The following is a 24,720-nucleotide window of genomic DNA, read 5'->3' as shown; positions in this document are numbered from 1 at the left end:
TGTGCGAGACCGACTCTAGACCAGAGGCGGGCGGTTTGGCAAAACCCGCATCCCCATCGGCCCGGGTGATCCGGCCCGGGTGATTAGGGCAATCGAGAACGCCTGACTATGATTCGAGGGGACCCCGGGGTGTAGCGCAGCTTGGTAGCGCATCTGCTTTGGGAGCAGAGGGTCGCAGGTTCAAATCCTGTCACCCCGACGGCGGAGGGCCCGCGGACCGATCGGTCCGCGGGCCCTCGTGCATCGCCGGCTCCCGACGATCAGGCTCCTCAGCTGCTGTGGGGGACCACCACGGCGCGGGCGGACAGCTCGCCGGCCTGGAGCCTCCGGTACGCCTCGAGCCCGTCGTCGAGCGAGAAGCGCTCGACCTCCGGCACGATCTGACCGGCGCGGTACATCGCGACGACCTCGTGGAGGTCCTCGATCGTGCCCCAGTACGTGCTCGTCAGCTCCGCTTCGTTGGGCGCGGTGAAGAACGACCAGGGGTGTGCGCCGCCGTCGATCCCGACGATCGTCACCCGGCCCTGCACCGCGACCGAGGCCATCGCGACCCCGATCGTCGGAGCCGCGCCGACGAAGTCGAACACCGCGTCCACCCCGCGACCGCCGGTGAGCTCGCGGATCCGATCGACCTGATCGTCCCCGCCCGGCACGGTCACCGCACCGTACTTCTCCGCCTGGGCCATCGCCTCGGGCTTCATGTCGGTGGCGATGATCGTCGCACCGGTGAGCGCGCGGAGGATCTGCACCCCGATCTGACCGAGCCCGCCCAGGCCGATGACGAGCGCGGTCTTCCCGCCGCCGGCTAGCTGCGGCAGCGCGAGCTTGATCGCGTGGTACGGGGTGAGGCCGGCATCGGACAGGGGAGCGGCGGCCATCGGGTCGGCATCGCCGAGCGGCACGAGGTTGCGGGCGGGGACGGACACGTACTCCGCCATCCCGCCGTCGCGGCCCAGCCCGATGCCCATGTAGGGGTTCGTCGCCTGGTTCTCGCAGTAGGTGTCCTGCCCGCGTGAGCAGGCCTTGCACCGGCCGCAGCCGACCGGCCCGTAGACGAGGTGGGCGTCGCCCTTCTCGAACCCCTCGACCCCGGGGCCGAGCTCCTCGACCCAGCCGGAGTTCTCGTGGCCGAGCACGAACGAGGGCGGCACGCGACCCGGGGTGTCGGCCTCGAACACGTCGTAGATCGCGACGTCGGAGTGGCAGGCGCCGGCGCCGGCGACCTTGAGCAGCACCTCCCCGGGGCCCGGGGTTGGTCGGTCGATCTCCTTGAGGGTCGGGAAGGTCTTGTAGTCCTCGAACACGATCGCACGCATGGATGCCTCACTCCTGTTGATGCGTTCCGGGGCGGGCCGGTGTCGCCGGCCCGATCGCAGCCGCCGGGCCCGGTGGCCCGGGAACCGTGATCACCTCCACCCTAGAGCGACGTATGCGCATGTGTGCGTGCGTTCGGATCGTCGACATCCGGTGTTCACTCCGTGGTCGGGCGGGTGGCCGCCGCGGACCCTGCTCCGGCGGATTTTCGCCCGTCGAACGGTCTGGGATAGGGTGTAGGGCGGTCTGCAATCCGGCGAGTGAGCCGGATCCCCCTACCTTCTGTCCCAACGAGAGGTTTACTGTGAAGAGCTCCGTCGAGAACATCGACCCCACGCGGGTCAAGCTCAGCGTTGAAGCGCCCTACGCCGAACTCAAGCCGAGCATCGACGCGGCGTACAAGGAGATCGCCAAGCAGGTCTCCATCCCCGGATTCCGCCGCGGCAAGGTCCCTGCGCGGATCATCGACCAGCGCGTCGGTCGCCCGGCGGTCCTGCAGGAGGCCGTGAACAACAGCCTCGACGACCTCTACCGCAAAGCCATCGACGAGCACGAGCTCCGCCCGCTCGGCTCGCCCGAGGTCGAAGTCACCGCGATCCCCGGCCTCGACGGCACGGAGGAGGGCGATCTCACCTTCACCATCGAGGTCGACGTCCGCCCCGAGATCGAGCTCCCCGCCTACGACACCCTGAGCGTCGAGGTCGACACCTTCGAGGTCTCCGACGAGGACGTCGAGAAGGAGCTCACCGACCTCCGCAGCCGCTTCGGCACCCTCAAGACCGTCGACCGCCCGGCGCAGAAGGACGACTTCGTCACCCTCGACCTCACCGCCACCGTCGACGGCGAGGAGATCGACTCGGCCTCCGACATCTCCTACCAGGTGGGTGCCGGCACCATGCTCGAGGGTATGGACGAGGCACTCGACGGGCTGTCCGCCGAGGAGGAGACCTCCTTCGAGTCCACTCTCGCCGGGGGCGAGCACGCCGGCAGGACCGGTCTCGTCGCGATCACCCTCAAGGCCGTCAAGGAGCGCGAGCTCCCCGAGGCCGACGACGACTTCGCGCAGCTCGCCAGCGAGTTCGACACGATCGACGAGCTCAAGGCCGACCTGCGCGAGCAGGCCGCGAAGCAGAAGGAGTTCGACCAGGGCGTGCAGGCGCGCGACAAGGTCCTCGAGCTCCTCATCGAGAAGCTCGACGTCCCCGTCCCGGCCAAGCTCGTCGAGGACGAGGTGCACCGCCACCTCGAGCAGGAGAACCGGCTCGAGGACGACGAGCACCGCGCCGAGGTCACCGCGGAGACGGAGAAGACCCTGCGCACCCAGTTCGTGCTCGACGCGGTCGTCGAGGCCGAGAACGTCGACGTCTCGCAGCCGGAGCTCATCGAGTACATCATCTCCGCGGCCCAGCAGTACGGCATGAACCCCAACGAGTTCGCGCAGGCGCTCGACTCGAACAACCAGGTCCCGGCCATCGTGTCGGAGGTCGCGCGCCGCAAGGCCCTGGCCGAGGTGCTCGCCGGGGCGAAGGTCGTCGATGCCGACGGCAGCACCGTCGACATGACCGCGTTCACCACCGCCCCGGGTGAGGACGAGGAGGACTCCGAGGAGGTCGAGGCGGCTGTCGAGTCGACCGACGCCGAGGCGGGGTCCGACTCCGGCGAGAAGGCCGACTCCGAGGAGACGGCCGAGAAGAAGGCCCCGGCCAAGAAGGCCGCTCCGAAGAAGGCTGCCGCGAAGAAGGACGACGCCGAGGCCGATGCCGAGGACGCGCCCAAGAAGAAGGCGCCGGCGAAGAAGGCCGCCGCCAAGAAGCCGGCGGCCAAGAAGGCCGCGGCGAAGAAGGACGAGAAGGCGGACTCCGACTCCGAGTGAGTTCGCGCCGGTCCGCTGCGAGGCGGTCCGGTCACCCGACGGCGGGCACGGTGCACACCGTGCCCGCCGTCGTCGTCCGGGCACTCTCGTGTCACCTCGCGCCGGCCCATTCCGGGCCCGGGGGCAGACGCCTTCCAGGCGGTCCGGCGCTCGCTGCGGCGCGTCCTGTGTGCGGCTCAGTGAGGGCCGCGCCGGGGCCGATCACGCTGAGGGCGAACACCGGACGGTCGGGGACTAAATCCCCGGATGCAGCGGTTAGAGTCCAGTACAGGACAGCAACAGACAACAGGAGTGAAACGTGAGCACACACGAGTTCGCCTCACCGGTTTCCGCAGGCGGAACCGGGGGACTGGGCCTCGATGACCACATCTTCAACCGCCTTCTCAAGGAGCGCATCATCTGGCTCGGCTCGGAGGTGCGGGACGAGAACGCCAACATGATCTGTGCTCAGATGATGCTGCTCGCCGCGGAGGACCCGGACAAGGACATCTGGCTCTACATCAACTCGCCCGGCGGCTCGGTGACTGCCGGCATGGCGATCTACGACACCATGCAGCACGTCAAGCCCGACGTCGGCACCGTGGCCATGGGCATGGCCGCCTCGATGGGCCAGTTCCTCCTGTCCTCGGGCGCCAAGGGCAAGCGCTACGCCACCCCGCACGCGCGCATCCTCATGCACCAGCCGCTCGGCGGGATCGGCGGCACGGCCACGGACATCAAGATCCAGGCCGAGCTCATCCTCCACATGAAGAAGCAGATGGCCGAGCTCACCGCCGAGCAGACCGGGAAGTCGCTCGAGCAGATCCTCAAGGACAACGACCGCGACCACTGGTTCACCGCCGAGGAGGCCCGCGAGTACGGGTTCATCGACCGGGTCATCACCGGCTCGGAGGACATGTCCGGCGAGTCCGCGCTCAACTGAAGAACCAAGGAGTCAGAAGAATGACGAATCTCTCACCGTGGGCCGCCGCCGGCCAGATGCCGACCTCGCGCTACGTCATGCCGCAGTTCGAGGAGCGCACCCCGTTCGGCTTCAAGCGGCAGGATCCGTACACCAAGCTGTTCGAGGACCGCGTGATCTTCCTCGGCGTGCAGGTCGACGACACGTCGGCCGACGACGTCATGGCCCAGCTGCTCGTCCTCGAGTCGCAGGACCCCGACCGCGACATCACCCTCTACATCAACTCACCGGGCGGCTCGTTCACCGCCCTCACCGCGATCTACGACACCATGCAGTACGTCAAGCCGGAGATCCAGACGGTGTGCCTGGGCCAGGCGGCCTCCGCGGCGGCAGTGCTGCTCGCGGCGGGCACCAAGGGCAAGCGCCTCGCGCTGCCCAACGCCCGTGTGCTCATCCACCAGCCGTCCATGCAGGGGCAGGGTCACGGGCAGGCCTCGGACATCGAGATCCAGGCCGCCGAGGTGCTGCGCATGCGGACCTGGCTCGAGGAGACCCTGGCGTCCCACTCGAACAAGACGGCCGAGCAGGTGTCGAGCGACATCGAGCGCGACCTGTTCCTCACCGCCGACCAGGCGCTCGACTACGGTCTGGTCGACCAGGTGCTGACCTCGCGCAAGGCCGTGCGCTGAGGATCGGTCTCATCCCCGACGCCGCGAACGGCGCCGGGCGCCCGGGGCGCGGACCGCAGAGGTCCGCGCCCCGTTGCGCATTCGGGACCGTCGCGCACACGGCCGCCGCCGGCCGCGGGCCCGGTTCCTCGACACGCCTCCGGAGCCGGGTCCGGCGCCGTGTCAGCGGGATGTGGAATGCTGTTGAGGTGTTCATCCGAACAGGGATAGTCTTGAGGGCACATGCCCCGCTGAAAGGTTGTGACAGTGGCTCGCGGAACTGAGGGTGCTGACCTGCTCAAGTGCAACTTCTGCGGGAAGTCCCAGAAGCAGGTCCGGAAGCTCATCGCCGGGCCGGGCGTCTACATCTGCGATGAGTGCATCGGCCTGTGCAACGAGATCATCGAGGAGGAGCTCAACGAATCGACCGCAGAGGTCGAGGAGACGGAGCTGCCCCGCCCGCGCGAGATCTACGACTTCCTCCAGGAGTACGTCGTCGGCCAGGAGCCGGCGAAGAAGGCCCTCGCCGTCGCGGTGTACAACCACTACAAGCGCATCCGCGCACTCACCGACTCCGGGTCGGACGCGGATTCCGGCGTCGAGATCGCGAAGTCGAATATCCTCCTCGTCGGCCCCACGGGCTCCGGCAAGACCTACCTCGCCCAGACTCTCGCGAAGCGCCTCAACGTGCCGTTCGCCGTGGCGGACGCCACGGCGCTGACTGAAGCCGGCTACGTCGGCGAGGACGTGGAGAACATCCTCCTCAAGCTCATCCAGGCCGCCGACTTCGACGTCGAGCGGGCGCAGACCGGCATCATCTACATCGACGAGATCGACAAGATCGCACGGAAGTCGGAGAACCCGTCGATCACCCGCGATGTGTCCGGCGAGGGTGTGCAGCAGGCGCTGCTCAAGATCCTCGAGGGCACACAGGCCTCGGTGCCTCCGCAGGGCGGGCGCAAGCACCCGCACCAGGACTTCATCCAGATCGACACGACGAACGTGCTCTTCATCGTCGCCGGCGCCTTCGCCGGCCTCGAGGAGATCATCGCCTCCCGCAAGGGCAAGCACGGCATCGGCTTCGGGGCCCTCATCCAGTCCAAGCAGGACGAGGACGACCTCTACTCCGAGCTCATGCCGGAGGACCTGCTCAAGTTCGGGCTGATCCCGGAGTTCATCGGCCGCCTGCCGGTGCTCGCCACGGTGTCGAACCTCGACCGCGAGGCGCTCATGTCGATCCTCACCGCACCGAAGAACGCGCTCGTCAAGCAGTACCAGAAGATGTTCGAGTTCGACGGGGCGGAGCTCGAGTTCGAGTCCGAGGCGCTCGAGGCGATCGCCGACCTCGCACTGCTGCGCGGCACCGGTGCGCGCGGCCTCCGTTCGATCATGGAGGAGGTGCTCCAGCCGGTGATGTTCGACATCCCGAGCCGCGACGACGTCGGCTCCGTGGTCGTCACCAAGGCGGTGGTGGAGAGCAACGCCGCCCCGACGATCGTGCCGAAGAAGGACTCCGAACCCCAGCAGCGCAGGCCCAAGTCCGCCTGACCGGACAGCGGAGAACGGATGCCCGGTGCGGACCGTATGGTCCGCACCGGGCATCCGCTGTCTCCCCGGATCACTGCGTGGCGACGGTCTGACCGTAGCCCTCCGAGGGCTGCACGACGACGAAGCCGGGACCGTGGAACACGAGCTGGAAGCTCTCCCCGGACCCGCGGCCGAAGAACGACCCCACGCTCACCGCGGACTTGATGCTCGGTGCGAGGTTGGCCGACCAGCACACGGCGGCCTGCGGGTCGACGAAGGTCGGGGTGCGCGAGCAGTCGAGGATCATCGGATCGCCCTGGCAGCACACCGCGGCGGTGCCGGTCCCGGACATCTCGAGGTTGAACAGGCCGGCACCGGCGGCGAGCGCTCCGACGCCCTTGATCCGCTTGATGTCCCAGGCGAGGTTCGCATCGAAGGCGAGCAGACTCGAGGAGTTCACCGTGAGGGCGTCCTGCTGGCCCTCGAGCTGCATCATGAAGATGTTCGCGGCCTGCCGGGCGAAGAACACCTCGCCGTGGCCCTCGACCCGCATCATCGGGGTGTCCTCGTTCGTCATCGCCTTCTTGAGGAACTGACCGACGGACGAGGAGCCCTGGTGGGTGAACTCGACGTTGCCCTGGTAGGCGACCATCGCGCCCTTCGTGGCGACCATCGGGGCATCGGGGGTGACGAGCGCGCGCAGCATCTTGGACGACTGCATCGTCCAGCGCTGGTTGCTCTCCTGTTCGGCATTGCGCTTGGCAAAGAGTTCGCTTCGCATCAGGGGCTCCTCGTGACGACAAAGAAGGGGAGTGCGAGCGGTGGCTCGCACTCCCCAGCCTAGATCCCCGGAGCTCCGTGGACGAGGCCTCAGCGTTGCGGATCCGCCATAGCGAACTCGACTTCGGCGACGGCGAGCTCCGCACCGTCGACGGCACGCAGCTCCCAGTCCTTCACCCGGCCGGCGGCACGCAGGTCAGATTCCGCCAGTGTGACGAGCTCGATGATCCGGGGAACGGCTGTGACCACGGCGCGGGTGATCTCCGTCTTCTGCGAGACCTTCGCCTCGGTCTTCGTGCGGCGCACCTCGCCGAGCACCGTCGCGACGTCGGCGAGCATGCCGGCGGGCGCCTCGGCGGCGGAGAACTCCGGCAGCGCTTCGACGGTCGGCCAGGCGGTCCGGTGGACGGAGCCCTCGCGCCACCACGACCACACCTCTTCGGTGACGAAGGGCGTGATCGGGGCGAACAGTCGCAGCAGCACGTCGAGTGCGGTGGCCAGCGTCGCATGCGCCGACAGCTGGGCGGCCTCCCCGTCGGCGCCGTAGGACCGGTCCTTGACGAGCTCGACGTAGTCGTCGGTGAACTCCCAGAAGAAGGATTCCGCGGCGCGGAGCATGTGGGCATAGTCGTAGGCGGCCATATGGGTGCCGCAGTCGGCCACGGTGGCCCGCAGCGAGGTCAGCAGCGCCCGGTCGAGCGGCTCGGTGATGAGCTCGCCGCGTCCCACGAGTCGGGAATGCACACCTTGGGCGAGCGCGAACTTCGAGGCGTTGAGGAGCTTCATCGCCAGCCGCCGGCCGATCTGCATCTGCGACACGTCGTAGGCGGTGTCCGCGCCGAACCGGGCGCTCGCGGCCCAGTAGCGCACGGCGTCCGGGCCGAACCCGGGCTTCGCCTCCTGGAGGATGTCGCTCGGCACGACGACGTTGCCCTTGGACTTCGACATCTTCTTGCGGTCCGGATCGAGGATCCAGCCCGAGAGCGCGGCGTTCGTCCACGGGATCGAATCATTGAGCGAATTGGCGCGCACCACGGTGGAGAACAGCCAGGTCCGGATGATGTCGTGACCCTGCGGCCGCAGGTCGAACGGGAAGACCGTGTCGAACAGCGCCTGGTCCCGCGACCAGCCCCCGACGATCTGCGGGGTGAGCGAGGAGGTCGCCCAGGTGTCGAGGACGTCCGGGTCGCCGGTGAAGCCACCGGGCTGATCGCGCTGATCCTCGCTGAACCCGGTGGGAGCCTGGGCCTGCGGATCGACGGGCAGCGCGGCATCCTCGGGCACGATCGGAGAGGAGTAGTCGGGGCTGCCCTCGGCGTCGAGGCGGTACCACAGCGGGATCGGCACGCCGAAGTAGCGCTGGCGGGAGACGAGCCAGTCGCCGTTGAGGCCCTCGACCCAGTTCTCATAGCGCGAGCGCATGAATCCGGGGTACCAGGTGAGTTCGCGCCCGCGCTCGACGAGGGCGTCGCGCAGCTCGGCCGAGCGCCCGCCGTTGCGGATGTACCACTGGCGGCTGGTGACGACCTCGAGCGGCTTGTCGCCCTTCTCGTAGAAGGGCACCGGGTGGGTGATCGGCTCCGGGTCGGCGAGCAGGTCGCCGGATTCCCGGAGGAGCTCGGTGATGTCCTTGCGGGCGGTGAAGGTCGTCTTGCCGGCGAGCTGCGTGTAGAGCTCGGCCGCATCGGCCTTGGGCGAGTCCGCGATCCACTCGGGGACCTCGCGGGCCAGACGCCCCTCGCGGGTGATCACGGGGCGGGTGGGCAGGTCGAGCTCGCGCCACCAGGTGACGTCGGTGAGGTCGCCGAAGGTGCAGACCATGGCGATGCCGGTGCCCTTGTCGGCCTTCGCCAGCTCGTGGGGGCGGACCTCGACGGACACGCCGAACAGCGGGGACACCACCGTGGTGCCGAAGTACGGCCGGTAGCGCTCGTCGTCGGGGTGGGCGACGAGCGCGACGACGGCGGGGATGAGCTCCGGGCGCGAAGTGACGATGATGATCGGGTCGACGGAGGTGTCGGCGGTGCCGTCAGCGGCGGCCGGGTGGAATGCCACCCGGTGGTAGGCGCCCTCCTTCTCGCGGTCCTCGAGCTCGGCCTGGGCGACCGCGGTGCCGAAGGTCACGTCCCACATCGTCGGCGCATCGGTGGAGTAGGCGTGGCCGCCCGCCAGGTCGGCGAGGAACGCCCGCTGGCTCACCGCGCGCGAGGTGTCGTCGATCGTGCGGTAGGTGTACTTCCAGTCGACCGACAGGCCCACGGAGCGGAAGAGGTCCTCGAAGACCTTCTCGTCGTCGGCGGACAGCTGCTCGCACAGCTCGATGAAGTTCTGCCGGGACACCGGCACGAAGTCCCGCGGGTTCTTCGCCGGCTTGGCCGGCGGGGTGAAGCCCGGTTCGTGGGGCAGGCTGGGCTCGCACCGCACGCCGTAGTAGTTCTGCACCCGCCGCTCGGTGGGCAGGCCGTTGTCGTCCCAGCCCAGCGGGTAGAACACGTTCTTCCCCGTCATCCGCTGGTAGCGGGCGATGATGTCGGTCTGGGTGTAGGAGAACACGTGCCCCACGTGCAGGGAGCCCGAGGCGGTGGGCGGGGGAGTGTCGATGGAGTAGACGGCGTCGCGCTGCGTGTCGGGATCGAACGCGTAGACGCCGGACTCACCCCAGTTCGCGTCCCACTTGTCCTTGAGGCCCTCGAGGGCCGGCTTGTCCGGGAGATGCACCGAGTCATGTGTGCGCGAGGCAGGTTGAGTCATAGTGCTCAGATTCTCGCACCGGTGCAGGTGCAATCCAAACAGGCGGGACCGTCGCGGCGCGCTGCCGTGGCACGATGGTGGCATGGCACTGCTCGGACGCGTGGGGGAGGACAACCCCCCGCCCACCTCGACCGGCTGGATGAACCCCGCCCGGTCGCTGGCGATCATCGCTGTCGTGGCGATCCACGCGATCGGCGACACCGTGGAGACCCGGTACACCGATCTCGGGACGAGCGCGTGGTGGCTCGCCAATGCGATCGACTCCTCCGCCCGCTGGTCCGTTCCGGTGTTCCTCATGATCGCCGGCGCGCTCGCCCTCGATCCGGCCAAGGGCGGCCGACCACGCGAGTTCCTCCTCAAGCGGGTCTTCCGGATCGGGATCCCGCTCGTCGTGTGGACCGTGATATATGTCCTGTTCCGCCTCTACTACATGGGCGGTCGGGAGTCGGACTGGGATCCGATCCTCGCGATCGCCTCGGGCTCGCCGTTCGTCCAGCTCTACTTCCTCTACGTGCTCGCCGGGCTCACGCTCCTCACGCCGTTCATGCGGCTCCTGTCCACGCACGGCTCGCGGCGGGTCCAGTGGGGGACCGCGCTCATCCTGCTCGGGATCGGGATGGCCGACGGGATCTTCGCCTCGGCGTTCGGGGTCGGGGAGTCCAACGCGGCCACCCGCTTCCTGCCGATGATGGGCTACTACGTGCTCGGCTGGGTGCTGCGCGACTGGATCCTCACCCGCCGGCAGGCCGTGATCGCCGCACTCGTGTTCGCCTCCGGTGTGCTGTCGACCTTCCTGTGGGCGGGGTTCGGCCCGGGGGAGAAGCCGTGGAAGTTCTCCTACGAGTACCTCTCGCCCATGGTCGTGGCGATGTCGCTCGCCGCCTACCTCCTCCTCCACTTCTCCATGCGCTCGGGGTTCGGGCTCCTCACTCGCCTCTATCCGTACTCCTTCGGCGTGTTCCTCCTCCACCCGCTGCTCCTGTTCCCCATGCGCGAACTCATCGGCGGCCCGTCGAGCCTCGGCGACGTCGCGCTCCACGGCTTCGTCATGCCGATCGTCTACACCCTCGTGTGCACCGTCCTCACGATGATCGCGCTGCGGACCCCGCTCGTGCGGGCCGCATTCGGGGAGGGGCGGCCGCCGCGCCGGTGGATGCGCCGACTCGCCGCCGAGGACTCTCTCCGCGACGGCTCTCCGGGCACCGGGTCGACGGGGTCCGGCCCCTCCCACCTCGGGACGCCCGGGTGCTGAGCGCGCTCACCGGGGCGTCGGTCGCTCGCCGACCGGTCGGGGCTCCCACGCGACCTGCAGGAGCCTGCGGATCCTGTGCAGATCGTGCCGGCCGGTGCAGGAACCGCGGGGCTCGGGCTCGGTCCTGCCGGGCCGCGGGCGCCTCGGGCACGGTTCCGCCCACCGGCGGCGCACCCCGGTAGGCTGGCCGCAGGACCGCCGAACCCGTGACCGCGGGTGACCGGGAACTCGACCACCAGGAACACGGAGGAGCCATGTCCAATCTGCGCGCAGTCGTCACCGGAGCGAGCTCGGGAATCGGAGCGGCCACCGTCCGCCGCCTCCGCCGGGAGGGGTGGGACGTCGTCGCCGTCGCCCGCCGCGAGGACCGGCTCGCCGAGCTCGCGGCCGAGACCGGGGCCGAGGTCGTCGTCGCCGACATGACGAGCGACGCCGACGTCGCCCGGATGGCCGAGCAGGTCGTCGCCGGAGGCCCCGTCAACGCGCTCGTCGCGAACGCCGGGTTCGCGCTCGGCACCGACACCGTGGCCGAGGCCGACGTCGACGGCTGGCGGCGGATGTTCGACATCAACGTGCTCGGCGTGGTGCGGTGCGTCAAGGCGCTGCTGCCTGCGCTCGTCGAGTCCGGGCGCGGCGACATCGTCGTGATGTCCTCGACCGCCGGCCACCAGGCCTACGAGGGCGGCGGCGGGTACGTCGCGGCGAAGCACGGCTCGCACTCGACGGCCGCGACCCTGCGCCTCGAGCTCGCCGGGCAGCCGGTGCGGGTCATCGAGATCGCTCCCGGCATGGTCGCCACCGAGGAGTTCTCCCGCAAGCGGCTGGGATCCCAGGAGAAGGCCGACAAGGTCTACGAGGGCGTGGAGAACCCGCTCACCGCCGAGGACTGCGCCGACGCCGTCGTCTACACGCTCACCCGGCCGCACCACTTCAACGTGGACCTCATGGTCATCCGCCCGATCGCCCAGGCCGCCCAGCACAAGGTCGCCAGGCACCAGGGCCTCTGAGGCCCGCCTGGACCCCGGGGTCCCGGCCGGCCCAGCGGGCTCGAACTGCGCGGTATCCGAATCCGCGCGCGCAATTGCGCGGCAGTCGTCGGATACCGCGCAGTTCGGCAGCGGGCGCGCGGGCGCGACGGTGGACTGGACCCCGTGCGGCCGTGCGCTAGACTGAGGAACTGCGCTGATCCGGCCATCACCGGGGAGCATTCGGAAGAACAGCCGCGCGCGTCCGCCTCGGGCGTGGCGCCGCGGCCCAGTAGAACCGGACGGGTGGGCCCGTCACAGCCTGCAGGAATGAGCGATCCGCTCCCCACCGGAGCCGCGGACCGATCATCTGCCCCGACATCGGTCCGGGCAGGTCGGAGGTCCGGGCTCGACCCGGCGGGTGGGCGGATAAGCGGGGTGGTACCGCGGCAGTGATGTCGTCCTCGCACGGATCGAACCGACACACCATCGAACCGGACGAACCCCGAGGGACGCTCATGACCGAACAGCACGATTCCGCTCCGCTCTACCCGAAGAAGTCGACCTCCGCCTTCGGGCTCACCGCCTCTCCGCGGTTCCCCGCCATCGAAGCCGATGTGCTGCGGTTCTGGGAGGAGGACGGCACCTTCCAGGCCTCGATCGACAACCGGCCCGCCGGTGAGAACGGGGAGAACGAGTTCGTCTTCTACGACGGACCGCCCTTCGCCAACGGCCTGCCGCACTACGGCCACCTCCTCACCGGCTACGTCAAGGACGTCGTGCCGCGCTACCAGACCATGCGCGGCAAGCGGGTCGAGCGCCGCTTCGGCTGGGACACCCACGGACTGCCCGCCGAGCTCGAGGCGGAGCGCCAGCTCGGCATCACCGACAAGTCCCAGATCTCCGACATGGGCATCGCCGAGTTCAACGCCGCCTGCCGCGCCTCGGTCCTCAAGTACACCGACGAATGGCAGGAGTACGTCACCCGGCAGGGTCGCTGGGTCGACTTCGACAACGACTACAAGACGCTCAACGTCGAGTACATGGAGAGCGTCATCTGGGCGTTCAAACAGCTGTGGGACAAGGGCCTCGTCTACGAGGGCTACCGCGTGCTGCCCTACTGCTGGCGCGATCAGACCCCGCTGTCCAACCACGAGCTCCGGATGGACGACGACGTCTACAAGATGCGTCAGGACCCCTCGGTGACGATCGGCTACCGGCTCCTCGATCCCGTCGAGCTCGGCACCGGCCGCGCCGAGGTCGACTCCGCCGAGCAGTACGTCCTCATCTGGACGACGACCCCATGGACGGTGCCGAGCAACCAGGCCGTCGCCGCGAACCCCGAGGTCGAGTACGTCGCCGTGTTCCCCGGCGAGGACGCCGCCCCCGAGCTGCAGGGGCATGTCCTCGTCCTCGCCCGCGAGCGCCTCGCCGCCTACGCCAGCGAGCTCGGCGCCGAGCCCGAGGTCGTCGCCACCGTGCCCGGCCCCGAGCTCGCCGGCCGCCGCTACGAGCCGCCGTTCCCGTACTTCGAGGGACGCCAGGAGGAGTTCGGAGAGCGGATGCACACGATCCTCGAGGCCGACTTCGTCACCACCGAGGACGGCACCGGCATCGTCCACCAGTCGCCGGCCTTCGGTGAGGAGGACAAGGTCCTCACCGACACCTACGGCATCCGGGCGGCGCGTCCCGTCGACGACAGCGGCTGCTTCGAGCACCCCGTCGACGATTACGCCGGCCAGCAGGTGTTCGACGCGAACAAGCCGATCATCGCCGACCTCAAGCATCACACCGGTCCGCTCGCCGGGCGCAGCGCGCTGCTCGTGCGCCACGAGACCTACGAGCACTCCTACCCGCACTGCTGGCGCTGCCGCACCCCGCTGATCTACCGCGCGGTGTCGAGCTGGTTCGTCGCGGTGTCGACCTTCAAGGACCGGATGGTCGAGCTCAACGAGCAGATCACCTGGGTGCCGGAGAACGTCAAGCACGGTCAGTTCGGCAAGTGGCTGTCCAACGCCCGCGACTGGTCGATCTCCCGCAACCGCTTCTGGGGTTCGCCGATCCCGGTGTGGGTGTCCGACGACCCCGAGCACCCGCGCACCGACGTCTACGGCTCGCTCGCCGAGCTCGAGGCCGACTTCGGACGGCTGCCGCGCAACGAGGCCGGGGAGCCCGACCTCCACCGCCCGTTCATCGACGAGCTCACCCGGCCCAACCCCGACGACCCGACGGGGAGGTCGACGATGCGCCGCGTCACCGACGTCCTCGACGTGTGGTTCGACTCCGGGTCGATGAGCTACGCCCAGGTGCACTACCCGTTCGAGAACCGCGACTGGTTCGACCACCACTTCCCGGGCGACTTCATCGTCGAGTACATCGGCCAGACCCGCGGCTGGTTCTACACCCTGCACGTGCTCGCCACCGCGGTGTTCGACCGCCCGGCGTTCCTCAACTGCATCTCCCACGGGATCGTGCTCGGCTCCGACGGCCAGAAGATGTCGAAGAGCCTGCGCAACTACCCCGACGTCAACGAGGTCCTCGACCGCGACGGCTCCGACGCCATGCGCTGGTTCCTCATGTCGAGCCCGATCCTGCGCGGCGGCAACCTCGTCGTCACCGAGCAGGGCATCCGCGACGGCGTGCGCCAGGTCATCCTGCCGCTGTGGAACGCCTGGCACTTCTTCGCCACCTACGCGAACTCCGCGGACTCCGACTCGGGTGAGAAGACCGGTTACGCCGCCCGCCCCCGCTACGAGTCGACCCGGGTGCTCGACCGCTACCTGCTGGCGAAGACGCACGACTTCCTCCGCGCCTTCGAGGCCCGCATGGACACCTACGACATCTGGGGCGCCTGCGACATGGTGCGCGAGCACCTCGACATGTTCACCAACTGGTACGTGCGCCGCTCGCGGCGCCGGTTCTGGGACGGCACCCCGGACACGCGCGAGTCCTTCGACGTGTTCTACACGTGCTTCGAAGCGTTCCTCCGTGCCGCCGCCCCGCTCATCCCGTTCACCATCGAGGAGATCTACCGCGGCCTCACCGGCGAGCGCTCCGTCCACCTGCAGGACTACCCGGATGCTTCCCTGTTCACCGCCGACCCCGAGCTCGTGGCCGCGATGGACCGGACCCGGGACGTGTGCTCCACCGGTTCGAGCCTGCGGAAGGCGAACAGCCTGCGCGTGCGGCTGCCGCTGGCCGGGCTCACCGTCGCCACCGACACCGCGCTCGGCGAGGACTTCACCGCGATCATCGCCGACGAGCTCAACGTGCGGCAGGTCACCGTGCTGCCGCTCGAGAAGGCTGCGGCCGCTGGTTTCACCCTCGAGCAGAAGCTCACCGTCAACGCCCGCGCGGCCGGCCCGCGCCTGGGCAAGCAGGTGCAGCAGGCGATCAAGGGCTCGAAGACCGGCGACTGGTCGGTGGTCGACGGGGTCGTGACCGCCGGCGGCATGGAGCTCGTCGACGGCGAGTACACGCTCGAGGAGGTCGCCGACGCCGGGGGCGCCGATGCCGCGCTCGCCGCGATGGACTCCGGCTTCGTCGCCCTCGACACCGCCGTGACCCCCGAGCTCGAGGCGGAGGGTGCGGCGCGCGACACCGTGCGCGCGATCCAGAACGCCCGCAAGCAGCTCGACCTCAACGTCTCCGACCGCATCCGGGTGACGATCTCCGCCCCCGAGCCCGCGCTCGACCACCTCCGCGCCCATACCGAGCTGGTGCAGGGGGAGACGCTCACCGAGCGGCTCGAGCTCACCGCCGCACCGCTGCCGGAGTCCGAGGAGGGCGTGTTCCCGGCCGGTGAGCTCCACCCCGATGCGCGCCTGCAGGTGAGCCGCGCATGACGGATCAGCACCTCCCCGAGGAGCTTCCCGACGGTCTCCCCGGCGGCGAGCTCGCCCCGCTCCTGCCCGACGACCCGGACGCCCCTGCCGTCGAGGCGGTGACGGGGACCTCCGAGGACCGCCCGTTGCCGGCCGACGCGCGCGGCACCGCAGACCTCGCCCGCGTCTACGCCGAGCTGCTCGCGCGGGCCGGCGAGACGATGGTCGAACCGCGGCTCGACGCGACGCGCAGGGCCTGCGAGCTGCTCGGCGACGTCCACACCGCGGCGCCGGTCATCACCATCACCGGCACGAACGGCAAGTCCTCGACCGTCCGGATGGTCGATGCGCTGCTCACCGCGCACGGGTTGCGCGTGGGCCGCTTCACCAGCCCCCACCTCCACCGGGTCACCGAGCGCATCGCGGTGGATTCCGCCGAGGTGCCCGAACCGGTGTTCGTGCGCGTGCACGACGAGATCGCGCCGGTGCTCGCCGTCGTCGACGCCGAGCTCGAGGCGGCCGGCCGGGCCCGGCTGACGTACTTCGAGGCCCTCACCGTCCTCGCCCTCGCCGTGTTCGCCGACGCCCCCGTCGACGTCATGGTGCTCGAGGTCGGGATGGGCGGGGAATGGGACTCGACGAACGTCGCCGACGCCCAGGTGTGCGGGTTCACCCCCGTCGGCCTCGACCACACCGCGTTCCTCGGCCCCGATCTCACCGCGATCGCCACGACGAAGGCCGGGATCCTCGACCGCACCGTCGACCCGAGTCCGGCCCCGGACCCGGTTGCCGTGCTGGCCCGGCAGGACCCGGAGGCCGCAGCCGCCTTCACCGCGCAGATCGAGGAGCGCGGAGTGAGCGCGGCCTGGGAGGACAGCGACTTCGCCGTGATCTCCCGGCAGCAGGCCGTCGACGGCCAGCTCGTCACGCTCCGCGGCGCGTTCGGGATCTACCCGGACCTGTTCCTCCCGCTCCACGGAGCGCACCAGGTGCACAATGCCGCGCTCGCGCTCGCCATCTGCGAGCGGTTCCTGTCCGACGGGGAGAAGCCGCTCGATGCGGAGACCGTCGCCCAGGGGTTCTCCCAGGTCGATTCGCCGGGACGCGCGGAGATCCTCCGGAGCGAGCCGACGATCCTCGTCGACGGTGCGCACAACCCGGACGGCGCCCGCGTCCTCGCCGACACCATCGAGGAGGCCTTCGACTTCCGCGAGGTCGTCGCCGTGCTCGCGATGTTCGGCGACAAGGACCTCCACGGCGTGCTCGAGCACGTCCACCGCTTCGCCGACCGGGTGGTCGTCACCGAGGCCCGCTCCGAACGCGCACTGCCGCGCGAGGAGCTCGCCGCGGCGGCGGGCGAATGGTGGGACCCCGATGATGTCATCGGCGCCGAGGACATGAACGCGGCCCTCATGGAGGCGATCGACCTCGCACTCGCCGATGGCGAACCGGGAGTCGGCATCGTCGTCACCGGCTCGCTCACCACCGTCGCCGAGGCGCGCACGCTGCTCGGCCGGAAGGACGCCTCATGACCGGCGCGGCCGCCCAGAAGTCGAAGATCCCGCTGCTGTGCGCGACCGTGCTCGTTTCCGAGGTGCTCGTCATCTACTTCGCCGCGCTCGCCGGCTTCGGGCTGCGGCCCGTGCCCTTCGGCTGGGTGATCGGGGGTGCGACCGCGCTCGCGGCACTGTGCATCCTTGCGGTGGCGACCCTGCCACGGCGTCGCGGACAGCGCAGCGCGGGGATCGCGCTCGGCTGGCTCGCGCAGATCCTCATCCTCGCCGCCGGATTCGTCATGACCTCGCTGTTCTTCGTCGGGGCCGTGTTCGGGGTGATGTGGGCGGTCGCCGTCTACTGGGGGCGGCGGATGGATCGCGAGCTCACCGCCTGGGGCCGCTGAGCGCCGGCGCGGCCCCGGTGCGCCCGACCGGGACCGTCTCGCCCGGTGCACCGGCCCGAGGCCGTCTCGCCCGGTGCGCCGGGCCCTGCATGTCCTAGACTGATCGCGGCGCCGCACACCGGCCGCCGCCTGCGAAACCGAGATCCCTGAAGGAGAACCCCTCGTGACCGAACGCACTCTCGTGCTCGTCAAGCCCGACGGCGTCGAACGCGGACTGATCGGAGCGATCATCGCCCGCATCGAGACCAAGGGCTACACCGTCGAACGCCTCGAGCTCCTCCGGGCCACCCCCGAACAGCTCGCCGCGCACTACGCCGAGCACGAGGGCAAGCCCTTCTACCCGCCGCTCGTCGAGTTCATGTCGGAGGGGCCGCTCGTCGCGCTCGTCGCATCCGGCCACGGGGTCATCCAGGGCTTCCGCTCGCTCGCCGGGACCACCGACCCGACGACTGCGGCCCCGGGCACCATCCGCGGCGACCTCGGCCGCGACTGGGGGCTGAACGTGCAGAAGAACCTCGTCCACGGCTCCGACTCCGAGGAATCCGCCGCGCGCGAGATCGCGATCTGGTTCCCCGAGGGCTGAGACGCCCACCGGCCGGCTCCCACTCATGGGCCGGCCCCGCGCCGGACTGCGCGGTATCCCACGAACTGCGCGGAATTGCGCGGTTTCTGCGGGATACCGCGCAGTTCGCGTCCGAGGCGTCCGATCCGTAGACCGGCCGGTGCCCGGGTGGGAAGCTCGAGGAACCGGAATGGCCCCCGGTCGATCTCCGGGCCGCGCGAGGAGGGCCACCGCCGACCCGTCGCGCACATTCCAGCCGATGGAAGCAGGCGCGGTCATGACGAGCGCAACCGAGATCCCCGACACCGGACGACGCACACCGACACCCGAGCGGCCACCCGTGCGACGGCGCGCACCGTTCGTCGAGTGGATCACCTCGACGGACCACAAGACCATCGGGTACATGTACCTCATCGCGTCCTTCACGTTCTTCTGCATCGGCGGCGTCATGGCGCTGCTCATCCGGCTCGAGCTGTTCGAGCCCGGGATGCAGATCATCGAGACGAAGGAGCAGTACAACCAGCTGTTCACCATGCACGGCACGATCATGCTGCTGATGTTCGCCACCCCTCTCTTCGCGGGCTTCGCCAATGTCATCATGCCGCTGCAGATCGGCGCGCCGGACGTCGCGTTCCCGCGCCTCAACGCCTTCGCGTTCTGGCTCTTCCTGTTCGGCAGCCTCATCGCGATCGCCGGCTTCCTCACCCCGCAGGGTTCTGCCTCGTTCGGCTGGACCGCCTACGCCCCGCTCAGCAACACGACCTTCACCCCCGGGCTCGGCGGACACCTGTGGGCGATGGGCCTGGCGTTCCAGGGCTTCGGCACCATCCTCGGCTCGGTGAACTTCATCACCACGATCATCACCATGCGGGCTCCGGGCATGACGATGTTCCGGATGCCGATCTTCACCTGGAACGTGCTCCCTACCGGCATGCTCGTCCTCATTTCCTTCCCGCCGCTCGCGGTGGCGCTGCTGGGCCTGGCGGCGGGCCGGATCGCCGGAGCGCATCTCTTCAGCCCCGAGAACGGTGGGCCGATCCTCTGGCAGCACCTGTTCTGGTTCTTCGGCCACCCCGAGGTGTACGTCATCGCACTGCCGTTCTTCGGCATCGTGTCGGAGATCTTCCCGGCCTTCAGCCGCAAGCCGATCTTCGGGTACAAGGGCCTCGTCTACGCGACGATCGCGATCGCCGCGCTGTCCGTCACCGTGTGGGCCCACCACATGTACGTCACCGGTGCGGTCCTCCTCCCGTTCTTCGCGTTCATGACGATGCTCATCGCGGTGCCGACGGGTGTGAAGATCTACAACTGGATCGGCACGATGTGGCGCGGTTCCCTGACCTTCGAGACTCCGATGCTCTGGTCCCTCGGGTTCCTCGTGTCGTTCGTGTTCGGCGGGCTGACCGGGGTCATCCTCGCCAGCCCGGTCCTCGATCAGCAGGTGTCCGACTCGTACTTCGTCGTCGCCCACTTCCACTACGTCATCTTCGGCACCGTGGTGTTCGCGATGTTCGCCGGGTTCTACTTCTGGTGGCCGAAGTGGACGGGCCGGATGCTCAACGAGTCGCTCGGCACGATCCACTTCTGGCTGCTGTTCATCGGCTTCCACATGACGTTCCTCATCCAGCACTGGATGGGTGCCGATGGCATGCCGCGCCGGTACGCGGACTTCCTGCCGCAGGACGGCTGGACGTGGATGAACCAGATCTCCACCGTAGGTTCGCTGATCCTGGGCCTGTCGATGATCCCGTTCTTCTGGAACGTCTGGGTCACCGCCCGCAAGGCACCGAAGGTCACGGTGAACGACCCGTGGGGCTACGGCTCCTCCCTCGAGTGGGCGACCTCGTGCCCGCCGCCGCGCCACAACTTCACCTCGCTGCCCCGGATCCGCTCCGAGCGCCCTGCGTTCGACGCGAACCACCCGGAGCTGCTCGAGCTCCTGGAGCTCTCCCGTCAGCCGACGAGCGAGCCGAAGAACACCCAGAAGCGGAACACGATGGACGCATAGACGAGGATCAGCCAGAGCACGGCGATGATGAGCGCGGTGCCGGCGATCGCCCGCACGACCCCGTTGTCGCGCAGCCCGGCGCCGAGGTTCCCGGCGATGACGTTGTAACCGGTGACCACGCAGAACAGCGGGATCGTCACGGTCCACACCACGATGCACCACGGGCAGCCGATCCCGATGACGAAGATCGAGGAGTAGTAGAGGTACATCACGAGCACGGTGCCGGCGAGCAGGCCGAGATTCAGGCCGACCAGCACCCAGCCGGGGACCCGGGTGCGGGTGATGAGGAGGACACCGAGCAGGAGCGGGAAGATGAACGCCGCGATCCCGAGGAACTGATTGGGGAACCCGAAGATCTGCGACTGCTCGAACGCCATGACGCTGCCGCAGGAGAAGAACGGATTGAAGTCGCACGACAGCGTCGCCGAGGGGTTCTCGAGCAGCCGGACCTTGTCGATCGAGAGTTCGAAGGACGCGAGGAAGCCGATGACCGAGCTCACGACGAGGAATATCCCGAGCTTGACCTCGTCCATGAACCAGGGCCCCCCGGAACGCGCCCCGGGGTCGAGGTGTCCTTCGCCGTCGTCGAACCGGGTGCCGTCGGACCCGGAATCGCCGAACTCCGCGTCGTCGTGCTCGTGGTCGGTGGTGGAAGAATGCGATGCGCTCACCCCGCCAGAATGCACCTGCTCGGTGCGCGGGCACAAGCGCGGGCATGCGGCACCCGCCGTCCCGCGGCCCGTTCGACGGTCTGCCGGGGCGCCTGTGACATAATGTTCATGGCGACCCGCCATTCACACCAAGCGGGTCTCCCGCTTCCACCGAGCCTGGCTCTCCCGCCGGCAGGTAACAAGACGAAGCGGCATGGGCCTGGCCACCGCGCCGACACTATCGCGCGAGCCGCCCCTGTACGCCACAGGTTTTTGGATCCGGGTACGCACCCGGACACCGGTCGAACCGCAGCGCAGGCGAGTCGGTGTGCCGCCCGCCGCTCGGTGCTAGGAGCAGTGCACCATGACGAACACCCCAGAGGACCAGCAGGATCCCACCGCCGGGATCCTCGCGGATCTCGAGAACCTCCGCGCAGAGCACGAATCCCGGACGGACGGATCCGGTCAGGTCGATGAGGACACCCGCGCCCGCCTCGACTCACTGGCCGATGCGGCCGGTTCGCTCCGCGAGCCCGCCGCACCGCCGGTGCGCCGCGACTCCGGGAACCCGGACGAGGCCGAGGCGCCCCGCGCCGCCCGGGACGAGTCGGCACCGCGCTCGGCGCGTTCCGCCGTCGCCAACCGCGGACTGATCTTCGAGTCCGCCGTGAGCGGTGCGGACGAGTCCGACGACCATGACGATCCCGCCCCCGTACAGGCCGCCGCCCCCGCGCAGGTGGACCTCCGCAATCCCTTCGCCTTCAACCAGGCGTTCTCCGCCCCTGAGGAGCCGGTGACCTTCGAAGCCGCCCCGATCCCCACCGGCGGAGGACTGCTGTTCCAGCCGCCCCATCCCGAGCTCGCCGAGCAGGTCGACTCGGAGTGGGACGAGGACGACGTGGACGAGTTCGACGACGACTCCGCGGACGACGACACCGACAATCGTGACGACTCCGAGGATTCCGACGACTCCGGGGACGCGGGCGACAGCGACGACGACCGCGGCCGCCGCGACGGCCGCCGCTCGCGCTCCCGCGGATCCGGTCGCCGCTCCCGCCGGCGTTCGGGCGACTCGGGGAACGAGGATTCCGGCGACGGCGATTCCGCTGACGACTCCCGGGACGATGCCCGCGACACCGACGACTCCGACGACGACTCGGACGACTCCGACTCCCAGCCGCGCCGCCGTCGGCGCGGCGGTCGCGGCCGGCGGTCGCGCAACCGCGACCAGCAGGACGACTCCGACGCGTCGAACGGGCAGGACTCCGAAGACGACTCGGAAGACACCGACGACTCCGGTAGCGGTGGCTCGAACCGGTCCCGCCGCCGCTCCGGACGCGGTTCGGGCCGCGGTTCGCAGCAGGACCAGGATCGCAGGGGCGGCCAGGACGATTCCGGCCGCGGCGACGACTCCGCCGACGATGACTCCGAGGACGGCTCGAACGGCCGTCGGCGCCGCCGCACCCGCAGCCGCAGGCCCGCGGGCGGAGGGTCCGACGACAGCCAGGTCACCGGTCTCAAGGGCTCGACCCGGCTCGAGGCCAAGCGCCAGCGGCGGCGCGAGGGACGCGAGGCCGGTCGCCGCCGGCCCGTCATCACCGAGGCGGAGTTCCTCGCCCGCCGCGAATCCGTCGAGCGCACCATGCTCGTGCGCGAGACCGATGGCCGCACACAGCTCGTCGTGCTCGAGGACGGCATCGCCGTCGAGCACTACCTCAGCGAGGCGAAGGCCCACGCCTCGATCATCGGCAACGTTTACCTCGGCAAGGTGCAGAACGTGCTCCCGAGCATGGAGGCCGCGTTCGTCGACATCGGCAAGGGCCGCAACGCGGTCCTCTACGCCGGGGAGGTCAACTGGGACGTCCTCGGGATGGAGGGCAAGCCGCGCCGCATCGAGGTCGCGCTCAACCCCGGGGATCCCGTGCTCGTCCAGGTCACCAAGGACCCGATCGGCCACAAGGGCGCCCGGCTCACCAGCCAGGTCTCGCTGCCCGGTCGCTTCCTCGTCTACGTGCCCGGCAATTCGATGACCGGGATCTCGCGCAAGCTGCCCGATACCGAGCGCCAGCGGCTCAAGAAGGTGCTCAAGGAGCTCGTGCCCGGCTCGTCCGGCGTCATCGTCCGCACCGCCGCCGAGGGCGCCTCGGAGTCGGAGCTCGGGCGCGACGTCGAACGGCTGTCGAAGCGCTGGGAGTCGATCGAGAAGAAGTCGAAGTCGACCAAGGTGCAGGCCCCGCAGCTGCTCTACAGCGAGCCCGACATGACCGTCCGGATCATCCGCGACGTGTTCAACGAGGACTTCTCCGCCCTCGTCGTCGACGGCGACAAGGTGTGGGAGACCATCCGCGAGTACGTCGAGGCCGTCGCGCCCGACCTCCTCGACCGGGTGAGCCGGTACGAGGCGGACGGCGACATCTTCGAGCACTACCGGGTGGCCGAGCAGATCGAGAAGGCGCTCGATCGCAAGGTCAACCTGCCCTCGGGCGGCTCCCTCGTCATCGACCGCACCGAGGCGATGACGGTCATCGACGTCAACACGGGCAAGTTCACCGGCTCCGGGGGCAACCTCGAGGAGACGGTGACGAAGAACAACCTCGAGGCGGCCGAAGAGGTCATCCGCCAGCTGCGGCTGCGCGACATCGGCGGCATCATCGTCGTCGACTTCATCGACATGGTCCTCGAGTCGAACCGCGACCTCGTGGTCCGGCGCCTCATCGAGTGCCTGGGCCGGGACCGCACCAAGCACCAGGTCGCCGAGGTGACCTCGCTCGGACTCGTGCAGATGACCCGCAAGAGGATCGGCACCGGCCTGGCCGAGTCGCTCGCCCAGGCGGGCGAGGACTTCACCGGGCGCGGCCTGCTGCTCCCGGGCACCGAGCCGGAGCAATCCGGGCGCGGCCAGTCGCAGGGCCGTTCCTCGCGCCGCCGGAAGGGGCAGGACTCCGCCAAGGACTCCCGCCAGGACCAGAGGCGGAACGACTCCGAGCCGATCGACGAGGAGAAGCAGGACGCCTCGCGCTCAGCGGTCGCCGCGATCGCCAAGGCCACCCTCAAGAAGGACGAGGACGCGGCGGAGGCCTCGGCCGCGGACGCCGAGGAGGTGCCCGGGGACGGGACCGCGGCCGGGACACCCGCAGCGGACGAGTCCGGCGAGGGATCCCGCACGGGCGGGTCGGGTGATCCCGATCCCGGCTCGGACGGCTCCGAGGAGAAGACCGCGGGTCGCCGCTCGAGCCGCCGCGGCCGTGGCCGGGGGAGCAGGCGGGGCGGCGCACAGAGCGACGACTCCCGGAGCGAGGACACCCGGAGCGAGGACGCACCCGCGACCGCGGTGCAGTCCGAGCCCGCACGGTCCGACTCCGGCACCGAGGACTCCCAGCCTGCCGACTCCGGGGCAACCGGCACCGTGCCCGGAACTGCGCCTGCCGAGGACGCCGAGCCGGCGGAGCCGAAGCGCGCCGCCCGGAAGCCGCGTGCCAAGCGCACACCGACGAAGCCCACCGGCCCGGCGCCGCTGATGATCGGCGCGGACAGCGCGACCCGTGTCCAGCAGGCGCCGCAGGTGCAGGAGAAGCCGGAGCCGGCACCGCAGGCATCGGAGTCGAAGCCGGTCGAGAAGCCGGCGGACACCAAGCCGGCGGAGACGAAGCCTGCGGAGACGAAGGCGGCGCTGCCGGTGCTCATGATCGGCATGGACGGCTGAGCGCGCGACGCGGCTGAGATCAGCCGGATTCGGAGCGCACAG

Annotated in this window: 16 protein-coding genes and 1 tRNA gene; 13 read left to right on the top strand and 4 right to left on the bottom strand. The window is 69.6% G+C overall.

The genetic code is table 11. The annotated features are described in order from the left end of the window. Positions 1–125: 125 nt before the first annotated feature. Positions 126–199: transfer RNA gene (locus ABD883_RS08375), tRNA-Pro, on the top strand. A 70-nt stretch (positions 200–269) separates the two neighbouring features. Here the strand turns inward: ABD883_RS08375 and ABD883_RS08370 are convergent. Continuing rightward, positions 270–1,316 carry an NAD(P)-dependent alcohol dehydrogenase gene (locus ABD883_RS08370; RefSeq protein WP_295687613.1) on the bottom strand — a complete coding sequence of 349 codons (1,047 nt, stop codon included), beginning with the start codon at positions 1,314–1,316 and terminating at the stop codon, positions 270–272. Between the two features lie 302 nt (positions 1,317–1,618). Between ABD883_RS08370 and tig the strand changes: the two genes are divergently transcribed. The 4 genes from tig to clpX all read left to right on the top strand — a co-directional run bounded on the left by tig (position 1,619) and on the right by clpX (position 6,304). Next, positions 1,619–3,187 carry a trigger factor gene (gene tig, locus ABD883_RS08365; RefSeq protein ID WP_295687611.1) on the top strand — a complete coding sequence of 523 codons (1,569 nt, stop codon included), beginning with the start codon at positions 1,619–1,621 and terminating at the stop codon, positions 3,185–3,187. A gap of 298 nt (positions 3,188–3,485) precedes the next feature. Continuing rightward, positions 3,486–4,109, top strand: a complete 624-nt coding sequence (locus tag ABD883_RS08360; protein ID WP_295687608.1) for an ATP-dependent Clp protease proteolytic subunit — start codon at positions 3,486–3,488, stop codon at positions 4,107–4,109. A 20-nt stretch (positions 4,110–4,129) separates the two neighbouring features. Beyond that, positions 4,130–4,777, top strand: a complete 648-nt coding sequence (locus ABD883_RS08355; RefSeq protein WP_137319451.1) for an ATP-dependent Clp protease proteolytic subunit — start codon at positions 4,130–4,132, stop codon at positions 4,775–4,777. A 246-nt stretch (positions 4,778–5,023) separates the two neighbouring features. Further along, positions 5,024–6,304, top strand: a complete 1,281-nt coding sequence (gene clpX, locus ABD883_RS08350) for an ATP-dependent Clp protease ATP-binding subunit ClpX (protein WP_295687603.1) — start codon at positions 5,024–5,026, stop codon at positions 6,302–6,304. A 70-nt stretch (positions 6,305–6,374) separates the two neighbouring features. Here clpX and ABD883_RS08345 read toward each other — a convergent pair whose 3' ends face one another. Together ABD883_RS08345 and valS are read right to left on the bottom strand one after the other, a co-directional pair. After that, a complete protein-coding gene (locus ABD883_RS08345) occupies positions 6,375–7,064 on the bottom strand; it encodes an AIM24 family protein (protein WP_295687600.1) in 690 nt (229 codons plus the stop codon). Positions 7,065–7,153: 89 nt separating this feature from the next. After that, the gene (valS, locus tag ABD883_RS08340) at positions 7,154–9,814 is read right to left on the bottom strand and encodes a valine--tRNA ligase (protein ID WP_345031351.1); all 2,661 of its coding nucleotides are present in this window, start codon (positions 9,812–9,814) and stop codon (positions 7,154–7,156) included. A gap of 82 nt (positions 9,815–9,896) precedes the next feature. Between valS and ABD883_RS08335 the strand changes: the two genes are divergently transcribed. The 7 genes from ABD883_RS08335 (at position 9,897) to ctaD (ending at position 20,325) form a co-directional block, all read left to right on the top strand. Beyond that, positions 9,897–11,066, top strand: a complete 1,170-nt coding sequence (locus ABD883_RS08335; protein ID WP_295690134.1) for an acyltransferase — start codon at positions 9,897–9,899, stop codon at positions 11,064–11,066. Positions 11,067–11,320: 254 nt separating this feature from the next. Continuing rightward, a complete protein-coding gene (locus ABD883_RS08330) occupies positions 11,321–12,073 on the top strand; it encodes an SDR family oxidoreductase (RefSeq protein ID WP_295690132.1) in 753 nt (250 codons plus the stop codon). Positions 12,074–12,549: 476 nt separating this feature from the next. Then, a complete protein-coding gene (ileS, locus tag ABD883_RS08325) occupies positions 12,550–15,876 on the top strand; it encodes an isoleucine--tRNA ligase (RefSeq protein ID WP_295690130.1) in 3,327 nt (1,108 codons plus the stop codon). Beyond that, a complete protein-coding gene (locus ABD883_RS08320) occupies positions 15,873–17,387 on the top strand; it encodes a bifunctional folylpolyglutamate synthase/dihydrofolate synthase (RefSeq protein WP_295690129.1) in 1,515 nt (504 codons plus the stop codon). Before ileS ends, ABD883_RS08320 begins: the two co-directional genes overlap by 4 nt. Next, positions 17,384–17,755, top strand: a complete 372-nt coding sequence (locus ABD883_RS08315; RefSeq protein WP_137319459.1) for a DUF4233 domain-containing protein — start codon at positions 17,384–17,386, stop codon at positions 17,753–17,755. Before ABD883_RS08320 ends, ABD883_RS08315 begins: the two co-directional genes overlap by 4 nt. 163 nt (positions 17,756–17,918) lie before the next feature. Continuing rightward, positions 17,919–18,338, top strand: coding sequence for a nucleoside-diphosphate kinase (gene ndk / locus ABD883_RS08310; RefSeq protein ID WP_137319460.1), 420 nt, complete (start codon positions 17,919–17,921; stop codon positions 18,336–18,338). A 256-nt stretch (positions 18,339–18,594) separates the two neighbouring features. Beyond that, entirely contained in the window at positions 18,595–20,325 is a 1,731-nt protein-coding gene (gene ctaD / locus ABD883_RS08305; protein WP_295690127.1) for an aa3-type cytochrome oxidase subunit I, read from the top strand. On the opposite strand, the gene ABD883_RS08300 is transcribed toward ctaD, so the two are convergent. Then, positions 20,271–20,996, bottom strand: a complete 726-nt coding sequence (locus tag ABD883_RS08300; protein WP_345031339.1) for a vitamin K epoxide reductase family protein — start codon at positions 20,994–20,996, stop codon at positions 20,271–20,273. The two genes, ctaD and ABD883_RS08300, sit on opposite strands and share 55 nt — an antisense overlap. Before the next feature lie 343 nt (positions 20,997–21,339). On the opposite strand from ABD883_RS08300, the gene ABD883_RS08295 reads away from it, so the two are divergent. Continuing rightward, on the top strand, positions 21,340–24,678 hold the full coding sequence (locus tag ABD883_RS08295; RefSeq protein ID WP_345031336.1) for an Rne/Rng family ribonuclease: 3,339 nt from the start codon (positions 21,340–21,342) through the stop codon (positions 24,676–24,678). The last annotated feature ends 42 nt before the right edge of the window (positions 24,679–24,720 follow it).

Origin of the sequence: Brevibacterium pityocampae, assembly GCF_039541555.1 — a bacterium.
Classification (GTDB): Bacteria; Actinomycetota; Actinomycetes; order Actinomycetales; family Brevibacteriaceae; genus Brevibacterium; species Brevibacterium pityocampae.
This window is presented reverse-complemented; position numbering and strand designations above follow the sequence as displayed.